Below are 21721 nucleotides of genomic sequence, written 5' to 3' on the forward strand. Positions count from 1 at the left end.
CGTCGCTCACCCCGCGAACGACGGCTGCCGTACCCCCTTCCCCGCACCCGGCACCACCAGCAGCGAGCCCGCCACCGGATGCGGTGCGTCCAGGCCCACCCGGGCCGTGGTGATGTACAGGTCGGTGAGGTCCGGACCGCCGAACGCGCAGGCGGTGACGCGCGGGGTCGGGAGGGTGATCACCCGGTCGAGGGTGCCGTCGGGGGTGTAACGCCGTACGGCTCCCCCGTCCCAGAGGGCGACCCAGACACACCCGTCGGCGTCGACCGTGAGGCCGTCGGGGAACCCGGCGCCGTCCTCGATCCCTACGAAGGTCCGGCGGTTTTCGAGGTGGCCGTCGTCGTGGTCGAAGACGTCGACGCGCCGGGTGGGCGAGTCGATGTAGTACATGAGCCGCCCGTCCGGGCTCCAGCCCGTGCCGTTGCTGACGGCGACATCGTCGAGGACGGTGTGGTGCGTCCCGTCACCGGTGATCCGGGACAGGGTGCCGCCGCCCGGGGCCTCGTCGTAGCGCATGGTGCCGGCCCACAGTGAGCCGTCGGGGGCGACGGCGGCGTCATTGGCGCGGCGGCCGGGGACCGGCTCGTGGTGCAGCCAGCGGAAGGTGTCGTCCGGGTCCAGTACGGCCACGCCGTCCCGCAGGTTGAGGACGAGCCCGCCGCCGGTGCGCGGCTTGACGGCACCGATGTGCTGGTCGAGGACACGGACCGTGCGATGGCCGGAGACGGGGTCGTAGCTGTGCAGCCGGGCCCCGAGGATGTCGATCCACAGGAGCCGGTCACCGTCCCAGGTAGGCCCCTCCCCGAGGGTGGCCTCGGCCCGTACGGCGACCTCGTACTTCGAGAGGCGGGTCATCTCACGCTCCGGTGACCGAGGCGCTCGGAGAGTTCGGCGGCGCCCTTGGCGGCGAGCTGCTCCAGTTCGCCGCGGCGGTCCTCGCTCCAGCGGATCATCGGCACGGAGATGGAGAGCGCGGCGACGACCTGCCCGGTGCGGTCGCGGACCGGCGCGGCCACGCAGGAGACGTCCGGGTTGGACTCCCGGTTCTCGACGGCGACACCGCGCTGCCGGATCTCGTCGAGGGCCTCGCGCAGGGCGGTCGGGTCGGTGATGCTGTTGGGCGTCATGGCGACGAGCGAGCCGTCCTCCGGGATACGGGAGGCGAGCTGCGGCTCGGGGAGGGAGGCGAGGAGCATCTTGCCGACGGACGTGCAGTGCGCGGGCAGTCGCCGACCGGCGGCCGACACCATCCGCACCGCGTGCGTCGAGTCGACCTTGGCGATGTAGATGACGTCGGTGCCCTCCAGGATCGCCACGTGCACGGTCTCGTCACAGGTCTCGGCGACGGACCGGGCGACCTGCTGCCCCTCGGCAGCGAGGTCGAGCTGCTCGGCGTACCGGCTGCCCAGCTGGTACGGCCGAACCCCGAGCCGGTAGCGTCCCGGCTGGCCGGGGACCTGGACGATGTACGACCGGGCGGCGAGAGTGGTCACCAGCTCATGCACGGTGGTGCGTGGCAGCTGCAGCCTGCGCACGATGTCGGGGGCGGAGAGCGTCCCGTCCCCGTCGAGGAAGAGCTCGAGAATGTCGAGAGCCCGGGTCACGGCAGGTACGAGGCGTCCCACAACCGGCCCCCTCCCTTTACGTCTAAGGCGTCTGCGTTCGAAATTTCAACAGACGATCGGCATAACGAACACAGGCTAACGACAGGCTGTTTCCTCAGGCAATGGGCGTGCGGTTCATGAACTCCGCATCCGGCCCGTTTCCGCAGGAAGAGCACGGGCGGGAGCTGTCGGTACTACTGTATTCGTGTGCGACACGTCACATTGCGTCGCATGCGAATCGGGGGAACGGGGCACACGGGGATGATCAACGGGCGTCTGGCCGGTATCGGGGTCGGCGACTACACGGCGGGGATGCACAAGCCGCTCAAGTACGCCGTCGACGACGTGGTGGCGCTGTCCGAACTGCTCGGCGGCTCCTTCACCCGGAAGCTGCTCAAGAACCCGACGGAGGAAGAGGCTCGGGCCTTCCTGAAGTCGCTCAAGCGGTCTCAGCAGACGGAAGCCGGCTCCAGCCCGACGGACGGGCCGCTGGTCATGGTGTGGAGCGGGCATGGGTTGCCGGCGGCAGGAGGACTGCGGCTGCTGGCCAAGAACAGCGGCGCCGACGCGGATGACGGGCTGGCCGTGGCGGACATCGTCGCGCCGTGCGCGCTGTCCGGTGCGAACCAGCTGCTGTTCGTATTCGACACCTGCTTCTCGGGGGACGCGATCTCGGCCGAGGATCTGGCCACGCAGATCATGCGGGAGACCCAGGAAGCGGGCCAGGTGTGGGTGGGTGTCGTCACCTCCTGCCTGTCGCTCGAAACCGCGCGGGACGGCCTGTTCGGACAGCGCCTGCGCAAGGTCCTCGAGTCGGGGCCGGACATGCCCGAGCTTCAGGTGCGCTGGTCCGCACACAACCAGTACGTACGGGGCGACGACGTCTGCGATGCCGTACTGAAGGAGTGGGGCGGCGGGACGCAGTCGCCGGATTTCCGGTCCAGGGGAAGTGCGTGGTGGATGTTTCCCAATCCGCTGTACCGGGCGGGCGCACCGGAACAGGTGGTCGAACATCTGCTGCGGGCCGCGCGCAGCGGTGCGGAGTTGGACGAGCAGACGTGGTTCACGGGGCGCACGGCGGAAGTGAACACGGTCGTGCAATGGGTTCGGGAGCGGCGCCCCGGGGTGTACGTGGTGACCGGCTCGGCGGGGACCGGCAAGTCGGCGATCCTGGGGCGGGTCGTCAGCCTGTCCCACCCCGAGGAACGGGAGCGGCTGCTTTCTGACGGACATCCGTGGAGCCATGAACTGCCGGAGGAGCGGTCCGTTTCGGCTCATGTGCATGCCCGGGGACTGACGGCAGATCTGGCGGCCGATCAGCTTGCGGGGCAGTTGGTGCAGCGGGGAGTGCTGGCCGCTCAGGATGCCCGGCGTAACGCGAGCGAGTTGGTGGGGGAGATCCAGCGGGCGGTTGAGGACGGGGCTCCCCCGCCGGTGCTCGTCGTCGACGGGCTGGACGAGGCGCGGGGCCAGGCCTTCAAGGTCGCGGATGAGTTGCTGACGCGGCTGGCTGCGTATGCCGTGGTGATCGTGTCCACGCGGGAGATGCAGCGCGGGGACGAAGGGGCCTCGTTGCTGCGGACGTTGGCGCCCGAAGGGGCCGGGATTGACCTTGACGATGCCAGTAGGCGAGAGCGGGGCAGGGAGGACCTGACCGACTACCTGCGGCTGCGGCTGCGCGACATCGACTCCCTCATGGACCCTGAGGCGATCGCCGGCCATCTCCTCGGGCGGGACTCCATCGGTGCGCAGCAGACGTTCCTTCTTGCCCGGTTGGTGGCGGACCAGTTGTCCACGGCTCCGGTGGACACTTCGGCGAAGGGATGGGGGGACGCGGTCAGCCGTTCTGTAGAGCACGCGCTCGACTCGGATCTCTTCGGGGTTCTCCCGGCGCCGGGCGGAGAAGCTGCTGAGAGTCCGTCGCCTGCGGATCTGGCAAGGGTGATTCTGCATGCCCTGACATGGGGATTCGGTGCTGGACTCCCTGAGGAGGAGTGGCTCGTCGTCGCCAACGCGGAGGCTCCGGAGGGTGTCGAGGTGACCCGGGAGCACATCATCTGGGCCCTCGGCCAGTTGGGACGTCACATCGTGCAGGACGGCGAGGACGGGATCGCGGTCTATCGGATGGCTCATCAAAGTCTCGCTGATCATCTGCGTCCGGTGTATCGAGGATCACGTGAACTGCCGTTCAATCCAGATGCGTTGGCTGTGTCCCAAGCGCTGTTGCGCAGGTATCGAGCACGGCTCGATGCGGGTATCTCGGCGAAGAGTTCCTCCTATTTGTGGTTCTACGGCTGGCGTCACGCTGCGGATGCCGGGCCGGCGGGCCTTGCCTTGTTGCGCTCGTTGGCGGGGGAGACTGCTGCTCTGCTGCCTGACGTCGGAATGGCTGCGACGTCCATCGGTGATCGGTTGCAGTACTGGGGGCTCATGGTGGAGGCACTGCCTCACGCCGAGGAAGCCGTCGACTTGTGGCGGGCTCTGGCCGAGGAAAACCCCGCCCACCTCCCCAGCTTCGCCAACGCCCTCAACAACCTCGGCTCCAGCTACAGCGACGTCGGACGACCAACTGACGCCCTGCCCCCCACAGAGGAAGCCGTCGACATGTGGCGGACCCTGGCCGAAGAAAACCCCGCCCACCTCCCCAGCTTCGCCAACGCCCTCAACAACCTCGGCGTCCGCTACAGCGAGCTCGGACGACCAACCGACGCCCTGCCCCCCACCGAGGAAGCCGTCGACTTGTGGCGGGTCCTGGCCGAAGAAAACCCCGCCCACCTCCCCAGCTTCGCCAACGCCCTCAACAACCTCGGCAACCGCTACAGCGACCTCGGACGACTGACCAACGCCTTGCCCCCCACCCAAGAGGCCCTCGACTTGTGGCGGGTCCTGGCCGAGGAAGACCCCGCCCACCTCCCCGACCTCGCCGGCGCCCTCAACAACCTCGGTATCTGCTACAGCGACCTCGGACGACCAACCGACGCCCTGCCCCCCACCGAGGAAGCCGTCGACATGTGGCGGACCCTGGCCGAAGAAAACCCCGCCCACCTCCCCAGCTTCGCCAACGCCCTCAACAACCTCGGCGTCCGTTTCAGCAACCTCGGACGACCAGCCGACGCCCTGCCCCCCACCCAAGAAGCCGTCCGCCTACGACGGGTCCTGGCCGAAGAAAACCCCGCCCACCTCCCCGACCTCGCCGGCGCCCTCAACAACCTCGGCGTCCGCTACAGCGACCTCGGACGACCAGCCGACGCCCTGCCCGCCACCCAAGAAGCCGTCCGCCTACGACGGGTCCTGGCCGAAGAAAACCCCGCCCACCTCCCCGACCTCGCCGGCGCCCTCAACAACCTCGGTGCCAACTACAGCGAGCTCGGACGACCAACCGACGCCCTGCCCCCCACCCAAGAAGCCCTCGACATGTGGCGGACCCTGGCCGAAGAAAACCCCGCCCACCTCCCCAACCTCGCCAACGCCCTCAACAACCTCGGCAACCGCTACAGCCACCTCGGACGACCAACCGACGCCCTGCCCCCCACCCAAGAAGCCGTCCGCCTACGACGGGTCCTGGCCGAAGAAAACCCCGCCCACCTCCCCAGCCTCGCCAACGCCCTCAACAACCTCGGCGTCCGCTACAGCGACCTCGGACGACCAACCGACGCCCTGCCCCCCACCCAAGAAGCCCTCGACATGTGGCGGACCCTGGCCGAAGAAAACCCCGCCCACCTCCCCAGCCTCGCCAGCGCCCTCAACAACCTCAGCATCCGCTACAGCGAGCTCGGACGACCAACCGACGCCCTGCCCCTCGCCGAGGAAGCCCTCGACATGTGGCGGACCCTGGCCGAAGAAAACCCCGCCCACCTCCCCAACCTCGCCAGCGCCCTCAACAACCTCGGCATCCGCTACAGCGAGCTCGGACGACCAACCGACGCCCTGCCCCCCACCCAAGAAGCCGTCCGCCTACGACGGGTCCTGGCCGAAGAAAACCCCGCCCACCTCCCCGACCTCGCCAACGCCCTCAACAACCTCGGCAACTATTACAGCGAGCTCGGACGACCAACCGAAGAAGCATGGACAACCGTGCTCACCCAGGTCACGCCGGACGATGCCGCATTCCTTCTCCTGTCACGCTCGGTCAATGCAATGCCTGGCAACCCGGCCGCAATCGCATGGCTTGTCGACGTCGAGCAGATAGCCGCCACGGCCCCGGACTTCGATCTGGCGGACGTCCTGCACTCAGATGGCCGTCGACACCGAGCGGTCGACCACGAAGGGTTCGACAGCGCTTGGCTCCGACTCACCGGCAAAGAACCACCTGCCTGGCTGACGGTCGACCCCGAGCTGCTCGCGCAGGCAGCGGCCTGGATCGACACCGAGTCCTATGAGGCCGAACAGGACCATCTCGCAACACACCCCGAACTGCTCTCGCCAGAAGCCGACAACGCCGTGGACGAAGCTCTGCTCGGCCTCGGGCAGGAAGTAGCCGATCGCTATCGAGACCTGCGCCAACAGGCCCGGAGCACCGGCGTCGAAGCGGCCTACCGTCCTCTGTTGAACACGATCCTCGCGAGCGAGTTCGTCACAGCCGAGCCAGGCGTCCAGCGCACTCTCCTCGAAAGCCGTCACGTCGATCTGCTGGACGACAGCACACGCCAGGCGGTGGCCCGCTACACCTCCGACGACGACCCAGAAATCTCTCGAAGGGGCTACCGGGCGAACGCCCTCCTCACACTCGCACAACTCAACGCACAACACTCCGCGCTCGACGCCCTCGACGCTCCCGCCAAGTTCCGCGCCCTGCTCAGCGAGTCAGCCCGTAGCCCCCAAAGCCCCGCACTGGAAGCGATCGCGATTCTCGCCCTGACCGCAGCCACAGACGACGCCCTCGTAGCCACCGCCGAATACCACCTCGCCCTCGCCGCGGCCATCGACAACGACCTGGACTACGCCGACACCCTCCTGGCCTCCGCCTGCGACCGCCTCCCCGAAGCCGTCCCCGCCTGGATAGCCGACCTCGCGGACATCGCCCGCCACCACCCCGCCGCCCTCACCCTCATCTCCCGTCTCACCGAACGACTGTCCGCCGCGCAACCCGAGGAGCACGATGCCCCACTCCCCGACTGACCTGGTAGTCGTCCTCCCCGGCATCATGGGCAGCACCCTCCGCAGCCCCGACGGCCTGGTCTGGTCCCCCTCAGCGGGCGCCCTGCTCAACGCCGTGAAGACCTTCGGCCGCTCCCTCACCCGCCTGCAACTCCCCGAAGGCATCAGGGACGAGCACCCGGCCGACGGCGTCCACCCCGTCGCCCTCATGCCGGACCTCCATGTGCTCCCCGGTATCTGGACCCCGGTCAAGGGCTACGACCTTCTCCTGGAACGCCTGCGCTCCCTGGGATACCGCGAAAGTGCGAACACTCCCGACGCACCCGCCGGCAATCTTCTCCCCGTCCCCTACGACTGGCGCCTGTCCAACCGCTGGAACGGCCGCCACCTCGCCACCCTCGTAGAGCCGGCCCTCGAACGCTGGCGTGCCCAGGGCGGCCCCTACTCCGACGCTGAACTCGTCTTCGTCTGCCACTCCATGGGGGGACTGGTGGCCCGCTGGTACATCGAGCAGTGCGGTGGCGCCGAGATCACTCGCAAACTGATCACCTTCGGCACGCCGTACCGCGGCGCAGCGAAGGCACTGGAGCAACTGGTCAACGGGGTACGACGGGGTATCGGCCCGCTCGGTGTGGATCTCACCGCCTTTGCCCGAAGCCTTCCCTCGCTGCACCAACTGCTCCCGGAGTACGCCTGCGTGGAGACCTCGGGCCCCCTCGCCAAGACCACCGAGATCGACATCCCGGATCTGGACCACAAGCAGACAACCGACGCCATGCGCTTCCACACCCAACTCCGCGATGCCGAAGCAGCGCGCCCCGCCTCCCTCACCGCCACCCACGCCCTCGTGGGCATTCACCAGAACACCCCGACCACCGCGAAGGTCACGACGGACGGCGTGACTCTCCACCCCACCTACGAGACCCGGAACCTCTTCGGCGACGGCACCGTCCCCATCGTCGGCGCGTCCCGCTCCGACGTCCCCATGGCCAGCAACACCCTCCGCCGCATCCCCGACCAGCACGGAAACCTGCATCGCAATCCCGCCGCCCTCGATGAACTCGAAGGCATCCTCACCGCCGCCGACATCGTCGTACGCGCCTCGGAGACCACGGACCTGCGTGTGCATGTCCCAGAACTGATCACTGCGGACGAGGACTTGACGGTCACGATCTCCTCGGTCGGCGGAACGCGTGCGACCGTACGGCTCACCGTCTCCGACGAAGCCGGGCGACTCGAACAGGCCCGTGTCGTCACGATCGGCGCGGACCCCGTGGAAGCCGTCTTCGAGGAGCTTGCTCCCGGCGCCTACAGCGTCGACGCCGTCGGAGCGTCCCCCGCCGCCCGTATCGCGCCCGTCAGCAGCGACACGCTCGTCTGGGAGTGATCCGCCGAGCCCTCATCACGCCAGCTCCCCCCGCAACCGCCGAGCCCGCAACACCAGCTCCAGTTCGAAGCGCCGGTCGGGATCGTCGATCTCGTCGCCCCACAGTTCGCGGATCTGGCGGAGGCGGTAGCGGACCGTCTGGGGGTGGACTCCCAGGCGGGCCGCCACCTCCGGTGCCCCGCCCCGGGTCTCCAGCCAGGCCAGCAGGGTTTCCGCGAGGCGGCGGCCGTGGGTGGGGCCGCAGTGGCGCAAGGGGGCCAGGCAGCGGAGGGCCAGGTCGTCTATCAGTTCCTCCGGCTGGAGCAGGACCAGCGCCTCGGTGTGTTCCGTGCAGTAGAGGACGTCACCGGCGGGGAGCAGGTCGCGTTCCATCAGGTGTACGGCCGCCTCGGCCCAGCGCAGTGACTTCGCCGCGTCGGGCAGCGGGACCGGGGGGCCGATCGCGCCCGCCCAGCCGGTCAGGGCCCGGTGCAGGAGTTCGGGGCGGCCCGCCGCGTCCGGTTCCGGTACGACCATGCGGGGCTGTTCGTAGTCCATGTCCAGGAGGACTCCCTGGCCCACTGCGGGGGGCACCGCCTCCCGGGCCGGGCGGAGCAGGACGCCGACCGCCACCTTCTTCGGCAGGGGCCAGCCGATCCGGGCCGCGCGCTCCGTCAGCGCGTCCGCCGGGTCGCCCCGGTGGCGTTCGGCCAGCAGTAACTCCATCAGGCGGCGTTGGAGGCGAAGGCGTTCGCCCGCCTGGCGAGCCGCCGCCTCCGCATAGCCTCGGACCGACTGGTCGACCAGGCCGTCCAGGTACTCGTAACCCGCGTCGACCAGCTCGTACATCGCCGGCGGCGGGATCTCCACCCGCTGGCCGATGTCGGCGAAACGGCGCCAGGCCAGCCGTACGCCCATGCGGTAGATCGCCTGGAGGGAATCCAGGCTGCGGCCGTTCAGGCCCTCGCCTCTGCCGAACTCCTGGAAGACGCCCGGGGGGACCGTGGGGCGGCCCTCCGCCGTCTCCAGGTGCTGGACGAAGACCTCGATCGCGCGGCGGATGCCGACCAGGGCCATCGGTTCGCCGGACTCGTCCAGGACGACCGGCAGATGGGGGTACTCGCGGCGGATCTCGCGCAGGATCTCCTCCGCGAGGGCCGGCGCCTCGGACATGGCGATGGCCGCGAACCGGCGGACCTGGAGACGGGGGACGTCATGCCAGGCCGAGCGGGAGTTCACGGCTGCCGGGCGGGCGGCCACGGGTCAACTCCCCTGGTCCGCTTGCTCGTAGGTGATCAAGGGGGTGTTGGGCTGCTCGGGCGTCGCCTCCAGCAGCGCGACGATGCCGAGCGCGGCACCGAGGGCGAGCAATGCGGCGGCCACGACGGTCAGTGCGGCGGCGAGCAGTCTGGACATCGCAGGGGCAGCCTCTCTGAGCGGCTTCGGTCCGGCGCACGTCCCCACCCGGGACCCGGAATCCATGAGGACCCGGCCCGGTACCCACCCTGCCTGTCGGCCCAGTCTCGACACGACACTGATGCCCCGTCAAGACATTGACACTCCGTCTACGAACGCCTACGGTCTCCGGCCCATAGAGCGGCCCGAACTCCGTCATCTCACGCCCCAGGAGTGTCCGGATGCGCCGTACAGCCTCTCCAATCTCCCTGATTCTGCTGGGACTCGGCACGTTTCTGCTGGTACTGGCGCCGCTGCTCGCCTGGTACGTGGCACCGCGGGCGGCCGTGAATCCGATCGACATCGACCAGACCGCCGTCTACCGCGGGACGGGCAGCGTCTTCGACACCGAGGAGCTGGAGACGGTTCCCGATCAGCGGATCACCGTCACCCAGCGGGTGCGCGGAGACGTCGAGGACAGTGAGCGCAGCGGCCGGGCCGCGGTGTGGGACGTCACCACCACCGTCGACACCGACAAGACGCTGCCGGCCGCCGACCCGCACGACGCGCTGGAGTTCGTCCCGCACCGGTGGGTCATGGACCGGAAGACCACCAGGCCGGTGCACTGCTGCGGCGAGAAGCCGTACATCGAGGGTGAGGCCTACCTGAAGTTCCCCTTCGACGTGCAGCGACGCTCCTACCAGTGGTGGGACAACTCCCTGGGTTCGACAGTGACTTTGCGTTACCAGGGTACGAAGAAGGTTCAGGGGTACACGGGTTACCGGTTCACCGGCACGGTCGCCCCCACGCGGACCGGGACACGGCTCGTGCCGGGCACGATCGTGGACGAACCCGACCGGCCGCAGGTGCTGGCCGAGGAGTGGTACTCCAACCACGGCATCGAACTGGTCGTCGACCAGCGCACCGGCCGGGTCGTCTACGCACAGGTGGCCCCCAAGCGCACCCTGCGGGCCCCCGGCGCGAAGAAGGACGCCGTGGTCCTGCTGGACAGCCAGAAGATCGCGTTCACCACCGCGACGCAGAAGGAGGCCGTGCGGCTGGCGAAGCGGGACAGCGGACAGCTGCGCGCGGTGGGCGAGACGTTGCCGGTCGGGGCGGCTGTGGCCGGATTCGTGCTGACGGCCGTGGGGGGCGTTTTGGTGGTACGGGGACGCAGGCGCCCCGAGTCCACCGATATGGACAGTACGCCCCAGCCTGTTCTCACGATGTGACTGGACGTCAGCTCTAATAACGCCGGAAATTGTCACCTGCGTGAGTAGCCACGGCGAACGGGTGGGCGAAAACTGTGCCACCCCACCCGAGCACAACCCGTCCACACCCTCCTCCTAGGAAGCGCTCAGTCCCCCCACAACCAGCCTGAAACCCACCGCTGAGTTCCGCACCCTGAGACGAGTTGGAGCACCCATGCCCCAGCACGTGCCCCACCCGCTGCACACGCCTCCCCAGGCGTCGCAGCGGCAACCCTCATCGCACACCCCGCACCACCTTTCGGCGCTCCCCCCACCACCACGCCGAATCGTTTTTCTCGCCCATCGTGACCTCGACAACCCGGCCGCCGGCGGCTCCGAGCTCCTCGTCGACCGGCTCGCCGACGGACTGACCCGGCTCGGCCACCAGGTGACCCTGCTGTGCGGCGGGCCCGCCTCCTACCGGGACTACCGGGTCGTGTCGGCGGGCGGCGAGTTCGGCCACTACCTCCGCGCCCGTACGGCCTTCGCCCGCCAGGTCGGCGAGACCGACCTGCTGGTCGAGGTGTGCAACGGCATGCCGTACCTCGCGCCCCTGTGGCACCGCGGCCCCACCCTGTGCCTGGTCAACCACGTGCACACCGACCTGTGGAAGATGCGGTTCGGCGGGCCGCTGGCCCCGGCCGCCCGGATCGGCCGAAGACTCGAACACTGGGCCCTGGCGGGCGCCACCCGGCACCGGAGTCTGCTGGTCGCCGTGTCTCCGTCGACGGCTCATGCGCTGCGGGCGATCGGTGTCGAGAGAGACCGTATCCGGGTCGTGCACAACGGCGTCGAGGAGCCGGAGCCGCTCGTCCGGCGCTCGCCGGAACCGTTGTTCGTGGCCGTGGGCCGGCTGGTCGAGTACAAGCGGGTCGATCTGCTGCTGAGGCTCTGGGAGCGGGTACGGCCGGTGACCGGCGGTCGCCTGGTGATCGTCGGTGACGGGCCCGAGAGGGGCCGTCTGGAGCAACTCGCCGGGCCTGGCGTGGAGTTCGCCGGGCATGTCTCCGAGGCCGAGAAGCATCGGCTGTTGTGCGAGGCGTGGCTGCTGCTTCATCCCTCGGCCGTGGAGGGGTGGGGGCTGGTCGTCACCGAGGCCGCGACCCGGGAGACGCCGACCATCGCCTTTGATGTGCCTGGGCTGCGGGATTCCGTCGTGGACGGGGAAACCGGGGTTCTTGCGCAGGGTGAGTCCTCGTTCGCTGCCGCCTGGTGCACGCTGGCTCTGTCTTCGCATCGGCGGGAGTTGATGGGCAAGGCTGCTCGGGATCGGGCGGCTCGGTATCGCTGGCATCGGACTGTCAGACAGTTCCGGGCTGTTGCCGCCGAGGCGGTGAGGGGCTGGGGGCCGTGAGGCGGCCTCAGGTGCGTCGTGGCTGGTCGCGCGCACGCGGCGGTAGCCGCAAATTGAGCACTGCCCCGCGCCCCCAGACACTCAAGGACCCCTCGTTTCGACGTTCCCTGAGTCTCCTCCGTGCCTTTCGCCACGAGCAGGACGACCCCGAAGCCTGCTACGCACTGCTCGCCCGCGACGCCGCCGACCAGGTCGAGGCCTACGACGGCCCCGTCGCCGGCCGCACCGTCGTCGACGTCGGCGGAGGCAGCGGGTACTTCACCGAGGAGTTCCGCAGACGGGGCGCCGACGCCTTCCTCTTCGAGCCCGATCCCACCGAACTGGGAGAGAAGCCCCCCGACTCCACCGTGATCGCCGACGGCTACCTGCTCCCCCTGCGGGACGCCTCCGCGGACGTCACCTTCTCCTCCAACGTCCTTGAGCACGTGGCCGATCCGGAGATCTTCCTCAGTGAGCTCATCCGGGTCACCCGGCCCGGTGGGCTGATCTACGTGTCGTTCACCAACTGGCTGTCCCCGTGGGGCGGTCACGAGTGGGCACCCTGGCACTACCTGGGGGCCGAGCGGGCACGGGCCCGCTATCGGCGCCGTACCGGAAAGGCCGCCAAGCACACCCTCGGCGAGAACCTGTTCGCCGTGCACATCGGCCCGACCCTGCGGCAGGTGCGTGCCCGGGACGACGTCACGGTCGTCTCGGCGCGCTCCCGCTACTGGCCCTTCCTCGCGGAGACCGTCGTACGGGCTCCGGGGCTCCGCGAGGTCGCCACCTGGAACCTCCTCCTCATTCTCCGGCGGTGTCCACCATGACGACGTCCACGGTCCAGGCCCCTCCTCCGGCGGCCGCCCCCAGCACCGCGATCATGTCGGGCCCGCCGGAGGGTCCGAGGTCGCGGGGCTGGCTGCTGGGGTTCTGGGCCGTGGTGTTCGTGCTGTTCCTGGCGGTGCACCCCGGCAGGCAGACCTTCGACACCAAGCTGGGTGTCACCACGGACCCCGGGCGGTTCCTCGCCGATCTGGGGCAGTTGTGGCACGACCAGGGGTCCTTCGGCGGGATCCAGGACCAGTACGTCGGCTATCTGTGGCCGATGCTGCCGTTCTACTGGCTGGGCCACACCCTCCAGTTGCCGGTGTGGCTGGTGGAGCGGCTGTGGCTGTCGCTGATCGTGTCGGTGGCCTTCTGGGGTGCGCTCCGGCTGGCCGAGCGGCTGCGTATCGGCAACGGATCGGGAAGGCTGCTGGCCGCCGTCGCCTACGCGCTGTGGCCGACCTTCACCATCGTCATCGGCTCGACCTCCGCCGCCGCGCTGCCCGGCGCCTTCCTGCCCTGGGTGCTGCTTCCGCTGACCGACGAGCGCTACAGCGCCCGGATCGCCGCCCTGCGTTCGGCGCTGGTCGTCCCGTTCATGGGCGGGGTCAACGCGTCCTCCACGCTCGCGTGTCTGCTGCCCGTCGGGCTGTATCTGCTCTCCCGGCCACCCGGGCCCCGGCAGCGCAAGCTGATCGTCTGGTGGGTGCCGGGGTTGGTCCTGGCGACCGCCTGGTGGGTGATCCCGCTGCTGCTGCTCGGCCTCTACGGCGAGAACTTCCTGCCGTACGTCGAGAGCGCGCGGACCACGACCGAGACGATGTCGGCGACGGAGGCCCTGCGCGGGGGCGGGAACTGGGTCGCCTATCTGCATCTGACGGAGGCGTGGCTGCCGGCCGGCTGGACCGTGGCCTCCTCGGTGGTCGTCATCATCTGCTCGGCGTTCGCGGCCGGGCTCGGTCTCGCGGGCCTCGCGCGGCGGGACATGCCGGAGCGGCGATGGCTGGTGCTGACCGCGCTGACGGCCGTCCTGGTGCTGCTCGCGGGGTACGGGGGCGCGTTCGGTGCCCCCTTCCACGGGCTGGTGCAGGACTGGCTGAACGGCGGCCTCGCCCCCTTCCGCAACATCTACAAGTTTCAGCCGGGCCTGGCGCTCGCCCTGGTGCTGGGCCTCGCCCATCTGGTGGGCGTGGCCACCGAGCCGCGCGGGGCGAGAGAGATCAAGGGCCGCCGGTACGCCCCACTGATCGCGGCCGTCCTGATCCTCCCCGGGCTGATGTGGCCGTATCTCAACGGCTCGATCCTGAACCCGGGTTCCTTCCAGCAGCTCCCCAGGTACTGGCACACCACGGCCGACTGGCTGGAGAAGTACTCCCCCGACTCCCGCGCCCTCGTCGTCCCCGCCACCGCGCACGGCATCTACACCTGGGGCTCCCCCATCGACCAGCCCCTCGACGTGCTCGCCGAGTCCCGCTGGGCGCAACGGGACTACGTCCCCTTCGGCACCCCCGGCAACCGGCGTATGACGGACGCGGTCGAGCAGGCGCTGATGACGGGCGGCGAGATCCCGGGCCTGGCCGACTACCTGAGCAGGGCCGGGGTCTACTACGTCGTCGTCCGCAACGACCTCGACCCGGACCAGATCGGCACCGTGTCGTCCTCGGTCGTCAAGCGGGCCCTCGAACAGTCCGGCTACGAGCGGGTGACGGGCCTCGGGCCCCTCATGACGGGCGGGAAGATCGCACACGACACCCCGCTCCAGATCGAGGGGCTGTACCCGAGGCAGCGGGCGGTGGAGATCTTCCGGCCGGTGGAGTCCTCGGACGTGCCGCGGCCCGGGCAGGCCGGCCTGCTGCCGGTCGCCGACACCGCCCAGGTCTCCGGCGGCCCCGAGTCCCTGCTGCCGCTGGCCACCGAACTGCGCGGCCGGGCAACGGTGTTGACCGGCGACAACCATCCCGGGCTCGGCACCCCGCCGCTCCAGATCGCCGGCGACGGACTGCGGCGCGCCGACACCCGGTTCGGACTCGTCAACGCGAACACGTCGTACACGTACACCAGCGACGAGCGCAACGCCTCCGGGGCCGCCCAGGACGCCGGTGAGAAACCGCACCAGATCCTGCCGACGAAGGGCCAGGACCACCAGACGGTGGCCGAACTGCGCGGCGCCCGGTCGGTGACGGCGTCGTCGTACGGCAGCTGGCTGTTCCACCTCCCCCAGTTCGACCCGGTGAACGCCTTCGACGGCAACCCGGACACCGCCTGGGCGGAGGGCGTCGCGGGCTCGCCGGACGGGCAGTGGCTGCGGATCGGCTTCTCGGATCCCGCGTACGACATGCCCTCGTCGTTCAAGGTGACGCCGTTGCCGCAGGAGAGCGTGCGGTCGGCGGCGACGAAGGTGCGGGTGGAGACGGAACGGGGGTCGCGCACCAGCTTCCTGCGGGCCGACGGATCGACGCAGAGCATCAAGTCCCCGCCCGGGGCGACGGCCTGGATGAAGCTGACGATCACCGACTCGGTGGCCCGGCGGACCGGTCTCGCCGGTGCCGGGTTCTCCGAGATCGCCCTTCCGGACGTACAGGTGACGAGGCTGCTGCGGCTGCCGACCGACGCGGACACCTCGGACGCCCCGGCCGAGGTCGTCTCCCTGCACCGGGTTCCCGACCCGGCCGGGATCTCCCCGACCGGCACCGAGGCGGGCCTGCACCGGCGCTTCGACACGGCGACCGCGGGAACGTACTCGATCAAGGCGAGCGCGGTGCCGGTGACCGGCGAGGAACTCGACCGGATGCTGTACGAGGTCGCCCCCGACCAGCGCAACCGCATCACCGCCACCGCCGACTCCACGGCCACCCTCGGCACGGGTCTGTCCGCCCGCAACCTCACCGACGGCGACCTCACGACGGCCTGGATCGCGGGCGACCGCCCGACCATCCATCTGAGCTGGAACGGCAAACAGCCGGTGGGAGAAGTGGTGTTGGCCGCCGCGGGCGGCCTGTCCACCCGCCCCACCGAGGTGGACATCACCTCGCCGGACGGTGCCGCCATCGCCGGTGTCGACGAGAACGGCGCGGTGCGCTTCCCGCCCATCACCACCGACCGTCTCGACATCACGATCACCGAGACGGCCCCGCTGACCCTGCACAACCCGGTCGCCGACGAGGACCTCCAGCTCCCGGTGGGGCTCACCGAGGCGTACATCCCGGTCCTCGACCAGTACCGGACCCCGCAGCCGAAGGCCACCCGGAAGTTCTCCCTGCCGTGCGGACAGGGGCCGACGATGGCGGTCGACGGAAAGCTGTACCAGACGGGCGTCTCGGGCCTGGTCCGCGATCTGACGGATCGCCGCGCCCTGTCGGTGACGCTCTGCCAGAGAGGGCGCTCCGAGGCGAAGTTGTCGCTGAATGCCGGTGAACATGTCGTCGAGGGCGGCGACGCGGGCCCACTCGCCCTCACCGACATCACGCTGACCCGCGGCACGGTCGCCGAACCGACCTCCCTCACCCGGGAGTTGCGGATAGACGACTGGCTGGGCGACAAGCGCGAGGTGACCGTCGGTTCGGGCGCGGCCTCGTACCTCACCACGTACGAGAACTACAACGACGGCTGGAAGGCCACGTTGAACGGGAAGTCGCTGTCCCCGCTGCGGCTGGACGGCTGGCAACAGGGCTGGCGGATCCCCGCCGGCGCGGGCGGCACGGTGAAGCTGTCGTACGAACCCGCCACGACGTACGACGGCGCACTGATCGGCAGCGGGGTCGCGCTCGCGGTGCTGGTCGGCCTGGTGCTGTGGCGCCGCCGCTCCCCGAACCCCGACGAGCCGCAACGGGTGCCTCCGGCGCCGGGGCTGTGGCTCGGGCTGGTGGCGCTCACGCTGGTGGGCGCGGTGATCGCGGGATGGTTCGCCCTGCTGGTCCCGGCGCTGGCACTGCTCGCGCACCGGCGCCACGACCTCCTGGTGCCGATCGCCTTCGTGGCGTTGGCGGGAGCGGGGATCGCCGCGGCGACGGGCGCGGGTGAGCCGGTGGGCGCGGCGGAGGGCGCGTTCGGTCACGCGGCCCAACTGCTCGCCCTGATCGGGCTGTTCGCGGCACTGGTGAGTGTGCGGGAACCGGAGACACCACCCGACTCCGAGGCACCCACCCAGCAACTCCCGTCGGCCCCGGTGGAAAAGGGAAGGGACGAACCGGCATGACGACTCCCGCACGGATCCCGTTCCCGGTCGTGGACGAGGTGTCCCGCCACTGCCTCCAGGAGGAGGAACCGGAGACGGTCCACATCGAGGTGCATCTGCCGGGGCGACTGGATCAGGCCCGGCTCCGGAAGGCGTTCCTGGAGGCCCTGCGCAGGCATCCCCGGATCCTGATGAGGGAGGCCCCCGGGGGCTGGTACCGCCGCCGCTACGAGTGGGAGCTGACGGAGGAACCGGACGTGGAGGTGGTGAGCTTCCCGGCGCCGGGCCGCAACGCACTGCGGGACGCGAGGACAAGGGCCCTGACGGAGGCACCACCGCTGTCACTGTCCCCACCGATACGACTGGAGGTGGTGGAAGGAGCGGGTCCGGCAGAGGGCAGCGAAGCCACAGACTTGGTCGGCCTGCACCCACCTTTCAAGGGGCGCGGGGAACTGCGCGACCAGCCCCCACCGCCCCGCACCCGCAACACAACCGTCCTCTTCGTCACCATGAACCACACAGCCCTGGACGGCCCCGCCTGCCTACGGATCCTCGCCACGGCGGCCGAAATCTACGGCGGCAAGGACAACTCCCCCGCCGCGCCCCCCACCCGCACCCAAGGCCCCCCAGCACCCCAGGAAAACACCCCGTCCACTTGGACCCGCCCCGCCCGCGTAGCGCAAGGCACCCCGGAACCCTCCCCCGGCAACGGCCTCCTCGTCACCGAACTCCCCCTCCCCCAACGCCCCAAGGGCTCCCCCTACACGGTCAACGACCAGCTCATGGTCGCCACCGCCCTGACGATCGCCCACTGGAACAGAGAACACGGAGAAGCCCCCCGCCCCCTCCGCATCACCATGCCCGTCGACGACCGCCCGAGGGACACCACGATGCCGATAGGAAACGGCACCCGCCTGGTGGAAGTCCCCTTCTCACCGGCCGAGTTGACGACCGACGAAGACGACATGCCCGAGTTCCTGCGCCGCACGGCGGCCCGCACACGTGCCCTCAAATCCCTCCCCCGCCCCCAACTCGGCCACGGCGCGAGCCTGCTCACCGCCCCGGTCACCCCGGTGACCTGGCGCGCGGCACTCACCCGTGGCCTCCGCAAGGCGGCGGCCCCCTGGACCTCCACCACCCTGCTCAGCAACATCGGCCGGGTCCCCTACCCGCTGGACTTCGGCGAGGAGGCCGGCCGCGCGCACGCGGTGTGGTTCTCGGCGCCCGCCAGGATGCCCCGCGGCCTCACGGTCACGACCGCCTCGACCGTGGGCCGGCTGCACCTGGCCCTGCGCTGGTCGCGGGCGCTGCTCAGCCATGGCGACGGCGCCCATCTGCGGGACCTCTTCGAGCACTACCTGCACACCACGGAGGTGGCCCCGTGAACACGACCGCGCCTCCGCGCCGAGGCGGCCTCAGAGACTTCTACGAGAACCCCGCCGTCCCCGTCGCCTCCGGCACCCCCCGCTCCCTGCGCCAAGCCCGCATGCTGGCCAGGGCACTCGGAACCGACGCGGCAGCTCCCCGCACCGTCCTCGACATCGGCTGCGGCGACGGCACCGCGGCCGCCACCGCGGCCCCGTTCCTCACCGGTCACCGGATCGTCGGCGTCGACTGGTCCCAGGACGCCCTCCGCCGCGCCCGCACCCGGCTGCCGTACGCCGTCCGGGGCGAACTGACCGGTGTCGGGCTGCCGTTCAAGGACGGCTCCGTCGACGCCGTGCTGTTCAGCGAGGTCGTCGAGCATCTCGTCGACCCGGACTCCGCGCTCGACGAGATCCGCCGCATCCTGCGCCCCGGAGGTCATCTCATGCTGTCCACACCGAACCTGGCCGCCTGGTACAACCGCGGACTGCTGCTGGCCGGGGTCCAGCCGGTGTTCTCGGAGGTGAGCCTGCGGGCGATCCACGGCAGGCCGGGCCGGGAGGTCGTAGGGCATCTGCGGCTGTACACGGCGCGTGCGCTGCGGGAGTTCGTCGCGGCGGCCGGCTTCGAGGTCGTACGGCTGGAAGGGGCCCCGTTCCACGGAGTGCCGCGGCCGCTGCGCGCACTGGACCGGCTGGCGTGTGCGAGACCGTCCCTCGCGTCGATCCTGCTGCTGCACGCGCGAAAGACCTAGGGAGCGTGGACCGTGTGGTGGGGAGTGGCGGCGGCCCTGTTGGCGAACACCCTGTACAGCGTCGGATTCGTGCTGGAGAAGCGGGCGTTGAGCGCGCTGCCGGAGGTGACGATCCGTCAACCGGCGCGGCTGCTCGGGCTGGTGCTCAGAAGTCCGCTGTGGATCGGCGGCTCGCTCTCGCTGGCGGCCGGGTTCGCGGCACAGCTCGCGGTCTACCGGACGCTGCCGATCGCGGCCGCGCAGGGCATCTTCGTCTCCGGCCTGGTGCTGCTCGTGCTGCTGTCGGCGCGGCTGCTGGGCGAGGAGACGAGCGGGCGGGAGCGGTACGCGCTGGGGGCCATTCTCGCCGCGCTGCTGATGGTCGTGCTGTCGCTGAAGGAGGGTTCGGACCAGGTCAGCCGGGACGCCCCCTACCAGCTGATCCTGCTGGTGTGCGTGCCGTCGCTGGCAGCGGGCGTGTGGCTGTACGGGTCCGCCGAGCGGCGCGCGAGGCACCGGCACCGGATGCCGACGACCGGCGTCGAGTACGGCGTGGCGGTGGGCCTGCTGTACGGCGTCAGCTCGCTGGCGATCAAGGGCGTGTCGAGCTTCCTGTCGTCAACTGGATTCGGTGGAGCGGTACTTGAACTCCTGAGGTCTCCCTATCCGTATCTCCTGTTGTTCACCGGAGCCTTCGGCCTGGTGATGTCGCAGGCGGCACTGCAACGCTGCCGGGCCTCGCTGATCGTGCCGGTGTGCACGACGGTGACCTGCCTGTACACGGCGGTGCTCGGCACGCTCTCGTTCGGCGAGTCCCTGCCCCACGACCCGCTGCGGCTCGCGCTGCGCCTCGCGGGCACGGTGCTCGCCGTCTCCGTACTGCTGACCATGCCCAAGCACGATCCGGCACCCCAGCCCCCCATCGGTGCCAAGGAGTTGACGCCCCCATGAACCCCGACGACCCGCTGCTGCGGATCCTGGCCTGCCCGCTCGACAAGGGGCCCCTGCACCTCGTACCGCCGGACGAGGCCCTGTACAACCCGCGGCTGCGGCGCCGTTATCCGATCGTCGACGGCATCCCGCAGTTGCTGCCGGCCTCCGGCGAGCAGGTGACGGACGACGAGCACGAAGATCTCCTGAAACGGATGACTCCATGACCGGACCGGCTCGTACCTGGGCGGCGAGACTGGCCCCCCATCTGCCCACCCGCCTGGTCGCGGCCGCGGCCCGGGCCGTCTATCCGCGCTTCGAGCCCGAGTTGGCCCGCCTCGCCGACCTGTGCCCGGCGGACTGCGGGACGGCGGTGGACGTCGGCGGCTGGTACGGGCCGTGGACCCGGCGGCTGGCCGGTCGGGCGCGGCGGGTGGTGGCCGTGGAGCCGGTGCCCCATCTGGCGCGGCTGCTCGACGCGGCGGCCCCGGCCAACGTCGAGGTCGTGGAGGCCGCCGCCGCGGACCGGCAGGGCGTGGCCCAGCTGTGGCTGCCGCCGGACGACGCCGGTGACCGGGGTGTGTCCTCGCTGGTCCGGCGCGACATCCACGGCCACTGGCTGAACGTCCGCTGCGTCACGCTGGACGAACTGGGGCTGCGGGACGTCGGTTTCATCAAGATCGACGTGGACGGCAGTGAGCTGGCGGTGCTGCGCGGGGCGACGGGACTTCTGACCCGGGACCGGCCGGCGCTCTTCGTCGAGCTGGAGTCCAGGATCCAGCCGATCGCGCCTGTGGTCACCTACCTCGCCCTCCTCGGCTACAGCGGCTGGGTGCTGCCCCGTGCCGCCTGGGTCCCGTTGGCGGGCTTCCCGCTGGAGGCGCACCAGGCGACGGCGTCGTACGTCGTCACCCAGGGGCTGCTGCGCCGCGTCCTGCCGTTCCGCCACCGCCCGCGGTACATCAACTCGGTGCTCTTCCTGCCCGACGGCCGCCGCCCCGGTGTCAGTGCGGTGGGGGACGATGGGGGGCATGCCCTCCGGAAAGCCCCCGGCTAGTCCTTTCACCGTCCATGACTTCCAGCTGGTCCTGCTGCGCCGCATGGCCGACCACAATCCCGGCCTGGTGGAGGACGCCCGGCACACGCTGGGCGTCTCGATCGCGGACATGCGGGAGGCCAACAAGCGGTGGCAGGCGATGGTCCGCTCGCCCCGGGCCCGCGCCGCCGCCTCCCGCTATCGCTCCGTCCTCGGCACCCCGGAATCCGTCCTGGTCCGCAAGGTCGGCGACCTGGAGTGCGAGGCCCTGCTCTGGCCCGTTCCGCTCTGGCCCGACCTGCGCTTCGAGGTGCTCCTCTCCCCGACCGGCGCGGTCTGGAACGAGTGGCTGATCCGCGCCCCCGACGCCCCCGCCCCCACCCTGCGCACCCTCGCCGACCTCACCCCCTGGTCCTGCACGGTCGACGAGGCGGCCCACGCCTTCGCCCCGGCCCGCCCCCTGGAGGGCACGGCCCCGACCCGCTGGGGCCTGTCCTTCACGGCGCCGGACGAGCAGGGGGTACGGCGGGAGGTGGTCGCCGAGTTCACGTGGGGGTTGCTGCAGCGGATGAGCGTGCGGTGATCGCCCCAGGGGGTGCGTCAGGTCGCCCGG

The 21721-nt window shown here is 70.4% G+C and carries 16 protein-coding genes; 12 read left to right on the plus strand and 4 right to left on the minus strand.

The genetic code is table 11. The features are described from left to right. Positions 1 to 6: 6 nt before the first annotated feature. On the minus strand, positions 7 to 855 hold the full coding sequence (locus AB0D34_RS15110) for an SMP-30/gluconolactonase/LRE family protein (protein WP_362661536.1): 849 nt from the start codon (positions 853 to 855) through the stop codon (positions 7 to 9). Continuing rightward, a complete protein-coding gene (locus tag AB0D34_RS15115) occupies positions 852 to 1625 on the minus strand; it encodes an IclR family transcriptional regulator (protein ID WP_362661538.1) in 774 nt (257 codons plus the stop codon). The genes AB0D34_RS15110 and AB0D34_RS15115 overlap by 4 nt, the downstream gene beginning before the upstream one ends. A 210-nt stretch (positions 1626 to 1835) precedes the next feature. Between AB0D34_RS15115 and AB0D34_RS15120 the strand changes: the two genes are divergently transcribed. Then, positions 1836 to 6722 carry a tetratricopeptide repeat protein gene (locus tag AB0D34_RS15120; RefSeq protein ID WP_362661540.1) on the plus strand — a complete coding sequence of 1629 codons (4887 nt, stop codon included), beginning with the start codon at positions 1836 to 1838 and terminating at the stop codon, positions 6720 to 6722. Further along, positions 6703 to 8088 carry a hypothetical protein gene (locus AB0D34_RS15125; RefSeq protein WP_362661542.1) on the plus strand — a complete coding sequence of 462 codons (1386 nt, stop codon included), beginning with the start codon at positions 6703 to 6705 and terminating at the stop codon, positions 8086 to 8088. Before AB0D34_RS15120 ends, AB0D34_RS15125 begins: the two co-directional genes overlap by 20 nt. A gap of 15 nt (positions 8089 to 8103) precedes the next feature. On the opposite strand, the gene AB0D34_RS15130 is transcribed toward AB0D34_RS15125, so the two are convergent. Continuing rightward, positions 8104 to 9327, minus strand: coding sequence for a helix-turn-helix domain-containing protein (locus AB0D34_RS15130; protein WP_362661544.1), 1224 nt, complete (start codon positions 9325 to 9327; stop codon positions 8104 to 8106). A gap of 3 nt (positions 9328 to 9330) precedes the next feature. Then, positions 9331 to 9483: a hypothetical protein gene (locus AB0D34_RS15135; RefSeq protein ID WP_362661545.1), complete on the minus strand. Its 153-nt coding sequence runs from the start codon at positions 9481 to 9483 to the stop codon at positions 9331 to 9333. A 221-nt stretch (positions 9484 to 9704) separates the two neighbouring features. Here AB0D34_RS15135 and AB0D34_RS15140 point away from each other — a divergent pair, with 221 nt between their 5' ends. The 10 genes from AB0D34_RS15140 to AB0D34_RS15185 all read left to right on the plus strand — a co-directional run bounded on the left by AB0D34_RS15140 (position 9705) and on the right by AB0D34_RS15185 (position 21691). Continuing rightward, complete coding sequence (locus tag AB0D34_RS15140; RefSeq protein ID WP_362661547.1) at positions 9705 to 10694, plus strand: DUF3068 domain-containing protein; 990 nt, start codon at positions 9705 to 9707, stop codon at positions 10692 to 10694. 193 nt (positions 10695 to 10887) lie between these two features. Beyond that, positions 10888 to 12066 carry a glycosyltransferase family 4 protein gene (locus AB0D34_RS15145; RefSeq protein WP_362661549.1) on the plus strand — a complete coding sequence of 393 codons (1179 nt, stop codon included), beginning with the start codon at positions 10888 to 10890 and terminating at the stop codon, positions 12064 to 12066. 53 nt (positions 12067 to 12119) lie between these two features. Then, on the plus strand, positions 12120 to 12872 hold the full coding sequence (locus AB0D34_RS15150) for a class I SAM-dependent methyltransferase (protein WP_362661551.1): 753 nt from the start codon (positions 12120 to 12122) through the stop codon (positions 12870 to 12872). Further along, positions 12869 to 17065: an alpha-(1->3)-arabinofuranosyltransferase family protein gene (locus AB0D34_RS15155; RefSeq protein WP_362661553.1), complete on the plus strand. Its 4197-nt coding sequence runs from the start codon at positions 12869 to 12871 to the stop codon at positions 17063 to 17065. The genes AB0D34_RS15150 and AB0D34_RS15155 overlap by 4 nt, the downstream gene beginning before the upstream one ends. Beyond that, complete coding sequence (locus tag AB0D34_RS15160; protein ID WP_362661555.1) at positions 17062 to 18429, plus strand: condensation protein; 1368 nt, start codon at positions 17062 to 17064, stop codon at positions 18427 to 18429. Before AB0D34_RS15155 ends, AB0D34_RS15160 begins: the two co-directional genes overlap by 4 nt. Then, a complete protein-coding gene (locus tag AB0D34_RS15165) occupies positions 18426 to 19163 on the plus strand; it encodes a class I SAM-dependent methyltransferase (protein WP_362661556.1) in 738 nt (245 codons plus the stop codon). The genes AB0D34_RS15160 and AB0D34_RS15165 overlap by 4 nt, the downstream gene beginning before the upstream one ends. A gap of 24 nt (positions 19164 to 19187) precedes the next feature. Then, positions 19188 to 20093, plus strand: a complete 906-nt coding sequence (locus tag AB0D34_RS15170; RefSeq protein WP_362661657.1) for a hypothetical protein — start codon at positions 19188 to 19190, stop codon at positions 20091 to 20093. Beyond that, positions 20090 to 20299 carry a Trm112 family protein gene (locus AB0D34_RS15175; protein WP_362661558.1) on the plus strand — a complete coding sequence of 70 codons (210 nt, stop codon included), beginning with the start codon at positions 20090 to 20092 and terminating at the stop codon, positions 20297 to 20299. Before AB0D34_RS15170 ends, AB0D34_RS15175 begins: the two co-directional genes overlap by 4 nt. After that, positions 20296 to 21129, plus strand: a complete 834-nt coding sequence (locus AB0D34_RS15180) for an FkbM family methyltransferase (RefSeq protein ID WP_362661560.1) — start codon at positions 20296 to 20298, stop codon at positions 21127 to 21129. Before AB0D34_RS15175 ends, AB0D34_RS15180 begins: the two co-directional genes overlap by 4 nt. After that, positions 21095 to 21691 (plus strand): hypothetical protein, encoded by a 597-nt coding sequence (locus tag AB0D34_RS15185; protein WP_362661561.1) that lies wholly within the window; start codon positions 21095 to 21097, stop codon positions 21689 to 21691. The genes AB0D34_RS15180 and AB0D34_RS15185 overlap by 35 nt, the downstream gene beginning before the upstream one ends. The last annotated feature ends 30 nt before the right edge of the window (positions 21692 to 21721 follow it).

This window comes from Streptomyces sp. NPDC048420 (genome assembly GCF_040651535.1).
GTDB lineage: Bacteria > Actinomycetota > Actinomycetes > Streptomycetales > Streptomycetaceae > Streptomyces.

What these genes read in the sequence shown, in the direction of transcription:
- AB0D34_RS15110 (WP_362661536.1), bottom strand. Translation starts at nt 855, where the DNA reads ATGACCCGCCTCTCGAAGTACGAGGTCGCCGTACGGGCCGAGGCCACC.
- AB0D34_RS15120 (WP_362661540.1), top strand. Translation starts at nt 1,836, where the DNA reads ATGCGAATCGGGGGAACGGGGCACACGGGGATGATCAACGGGCGTCTG.
- AB0D34_RS15125 (WP_362661542.1), top strand. Translation starts at nt 6,703, where the DNA reads ATGCCCCACTCCCCGACTGACCTGGTAGTCGTCCTCCCCGGCATCATG.
- AB0D34_RS15135 (WP_362661545.1), bottom strand. Translation starts at nt 9,483, where the DNA reads ATGTCCAGACTGCTCGCCGCCGCACTGACCGTCGTGGCCGCCGCATTG.
- AB0D34_RS15140 (WP_362661547.1), top strand. Translation starts at nt 9,705, where the DNA reads ATGCGCCGTACAGCCTCTCCAATCTCCCTGATTCTGCTGGGACTCGGC.
- AB0D34_RS15145 (WP_362661549.1), top strand. Translation starts at nt 10,888, where the DNA reads ATGCCCCAGCACGTGCCCCACCCGCTGCACACGCCTCCCCAGGCGTCG.
- AB0D34_RS15155 (WP_362661553.1), top strand. Translation starts at nt 12,869, where the DNA reads ATGACGACGTCCACGGTCCAGGCCCCTCCTCCGGCGGCCGCCCCCAGC.
- AB0D34_RS15160 (WP_362661555.1), top strand. Translation starts at nt 17,062, where the DNA reads ATGACGACTCCCGCACGGATCCCGTTCCCGGTCGTGGACGAGGTGTCC.
- AB0D34_RS15175 (WP_362661558.1), top strand. Translation starts at nt 20,090, where the DNA reads ATGAACCCCGACGACCCGCTGCTGCGGATCCTGGCCTGCCCGCTCGAC.
- AB0D34_RS15180 (WP_362661560.1), top strand. Translation starts at nt 20,296, where the DNA reads ATGACCGGACCGGCTCGTACCTGGGCGGCGAGACTGGCCCCCCATCTG.
- AB0D34_RS15185 (WP_362661561.1), top strand. Translation starts at nt 21,095, where the DNA reads ATGGGGGGCATGCCCTCCGGAAAGCCCCCGGCTAGTCCTTTCACCGTC.